Annotated in this window: 1 protein-coding gene; it reads right to left on the bottom strand. The window is 44.6% G+C overall.

All coding sequences use genetic code 11. The annotated features are described in order from the left end of the window. On the bottom strand, positions 1-2763 hold a 2763-nt coding region (locus WBA23_RS16615; RefSeq protein WP_424583408.1), incomplete at its 3' end, for a bifunctional YncE family protein/alkaline phosphatase family protein. Positions 2764-3224: the final 461 nt, after the last annotated feature.

The following is a 3224-nucleotide window of genomic DNA, read 5'->3' as shown; positions in this document are numbered from 1 at the left end:
TGGATCATCAAGTTGTGGAGATTCTAGTACAGCCTTCCAGTCAAATTGCTCATCAAAGGGATCAAGGGCTTTTTGAGGATCAAACACTAAAGGATTAACCGAAAGCGCTTTATACGCCGATGTATCTGGTTCGGCAGTGAATAAATCGGCCAAGTCGGTAGCCCCAAAATCGTAGTGATTTAAGTAGGGAGTGCCCAGAATATGCCAGAACGTTTTGAAGATACTACCAAAGCTGTAGTGCTGATGGCCAATATAATTCTTCTTAGCGTAGGGAGAAATTACCATGAGCAAACTTCGGTGAGCATCTACATGATCCACACCATCTTGAGAATCATCTTCGGTCACAATAATAGCCATCTCGTTCCAGTACGAAGTATTCGATAAAAATTCTACCAGCCGTCCTAAAGCTAAGTCATTGTCTGCCATATAACTTTCTTTAAACGGATACCCCGCATTCGGACGATCACCGGCCCCATGGTCGTTGGGGAGAATAACGGTAAGTACGGCGGGCAAACCATCATCGCCCCACTTCTCTTCAAACTCATCAATAAATGTGTCAACCCTAAACTGGTCAGGAATGCCCATATTGTAAGTAGCGTAGGCCCGAGAGGTTCGGTCGTAAAGTGGACCGGGAATTGGATAATTTACTAAGGGACGGACTCCAAAGTACTTTAGCGTAGAATCAGCGTAGCTATTGGCTAGTTCTACCCCAAAGCCAAAGTTGTAGAAATCAATATTATTCCGATCGAAATGATCCCAGATGGAGCCAGCTTCATTGTAATCTTCAGGATAAATAGCTCCGGAGGAACCGACTACACCATAATTGCCCGGAGCCTCAGATCCAGGTACTGATCTTCGCTTACCCCCGTAAGCCGCCGCTACGTGAGTTTCTACCCACTCGTTCGGATACGTACTCACCAACCAACGGTGACCATCGGCGGAGTGATCGGCATCAACGTAAAAGTTGTCGCTAATAGCAAAACGTTCAGCTAACGCCAAATGATTAGGCATTACAGTGGCATTCTCTACAGTTTGGGTATTAGCATTGTTGCTAAAAGTTTGATCGCGACCGTAGCGCGCTAAGGAAGCCTCTCCTTTACCATTTTCGAGTTGCCCAAATACTTCGTCGTAGGTGCGATTTTCTTTACTGACAAAAACAATATGTTTGATAGGTGAAACTCTTTCACCCGGGTATACCGGAACGGGGTGATCGGCTCGCTGTTGAACGATAGATGAAGCTTCTTTAAATACAAAATTATTCTCAACCACTTGCCGAGTAGTTGCTTCTAATTCTTCATCAGCAGGAATATCTAACACGGTGATCGAGCCTTTCATGAGGGCACCAATGAAGCTTCCCTCGTCGCCCAACTCAAAAGTAGATCCCCCGTTAGGCCCACTACCGTAACCCTTGGCATTAGCCACCACCAACTGCTTACCATCGGGGCTAACCGCTAATTTGGAGGGAAACCAACCTACGGGCAAATGCCCAAGCACTTGCTGAGTTGCTACATCAATTACACCCACTGCATTGATTCCGGCTTCGGCTACGTACAATCGCTTTCGATCGGGAGACAGTGCCAACCCAAACGGAATAATTCCCCGCAAATTACCTAAACGCTTATCAGGTTGAAGTCGAATATTCTGCACTACCGTATCTTGCTGAATATCGATCACTGAAACACAATCGTTGTTACCATTGCTAACAAACACAAAATCATCGGTAGCTACGAGTGAATTAGGACTGGCTCCCCCCACCGCCGGAAAACCTTCCACTACTTGTCCCACTAAAAACCCGGTTTTTACTTTTGCGGCTACTTTGCCAGAGGTAGCGTCTACCGTCCAGACTGAAAATGCTTCATCGACGTTGGGGTCACCTAATGCAGGAACACTCATCGAATCATTCTGAATACCTTCCTTCATTTCTGGGCTACCGTAAGCGGTAGCGGGAAAACGCAGCCCTTGCTCTTTCAACGCTTCGGAAGACAATTCTTCTCCTACAATAGGTTTATACTCAAACATACCCACATTGGCTACGTAGATTTCTGACTCATCGGGAGAAAGAGCTACTCCGAACGGGTAGCGACCTACCGGGGTATTTCTTAGGATTGACTGATTGATTAGATCAATAGTAATCAATCTAAAACCAATCTGGTCAACCGCGTACAGCGTGTTACCATCTTCGCTCAACACCATATCCCCAATGTAGCCATTAGTATAATTCTTACCATTGGCGTCAGTAACCCCACAGTTGATCTCGCCTTTAGGTTGACCACTGGCAATATCAAATAAATAGATTTTATTCTGTTGGCCACCGGCCACATACACTGTCTGGTTATCAGGTGAAATAGCTAATCCCATAAATACTGCCCCCAGTAAATCCTCATCATTCTTTGCTCCTTCAGGAACTTGCTTAATCTGCGGATTACCAGCGAGTGGGTTTTGAAAAATAGTGATGGAAAAAGGCGATGTCCCCGAGTTAGCACTGATTACAATGCTACCGTCATCGCTCATCACCAATCCGTAGGGGTGAGGAGCTACCTGATAGGTAGTTCCCAGCGGTTGAATAATACGACCGTTAGGAATAATCGTTTGTCCCTCCGTATCAATCATAGCATAACGATCGCCCGCTCGAGCTTGAACAACCCATTGAATTGTGTCTGTCGTTGTTTCAGGGGAAGGGGACTGGCAAGAAGAGAATAAAATCAGTGAGGCAGTTGCGACGAAAACCAGATAAGTTAAGCGTAAGGTATTGTGAGAGAGCATGTATTTCTAAATTTTGGGTAAAATAGAAAAAGCGGTATCAGATTACAATCAAATACCGCTTATATCTATTTATACTAAATTCTATCAATTTGCTTTGTAACGGAAGCTAACTAAATCTTCATCTGTATCATACAAAAACTCTTCAATAATGGCCTGTTCACTGGCATGGTAAGCTAAATGCATTGAGCTGTTTTACTTAATTCCAAATCGACTAACTGAGCTAGCTCCTATTAGGCCTTATGGCTGCGTTGTGTCTGGGTGTTGCTAATTGATCAATACCAAAGGGGGCTATTCCATCTATCCCTATAATGAGTACGTGTTCTACATCAGTTGTCAAGCTTTAGGCTAGAACCCATCCGTTAGCAGTTAGCAGTTAGCAGTTAGCAGTTAGCAGTTAGCAGTTAGCAGTTAGCAGTTAGCAGATAAATTAGAACTGATGTTTCGCTCATCGCAAATTAGGA

This window comes from Tunicatimonas sp. (assembly GCF_049647865.1).
Lineage (GTDB): Bacteria > Bacteroidota > Bacteroidia > Cytophagales > Cyclobacteriaceae > Tunicatimonas.
This window is presented reverse-complemented; position numbering and strand designations above follow the sequence as displayed.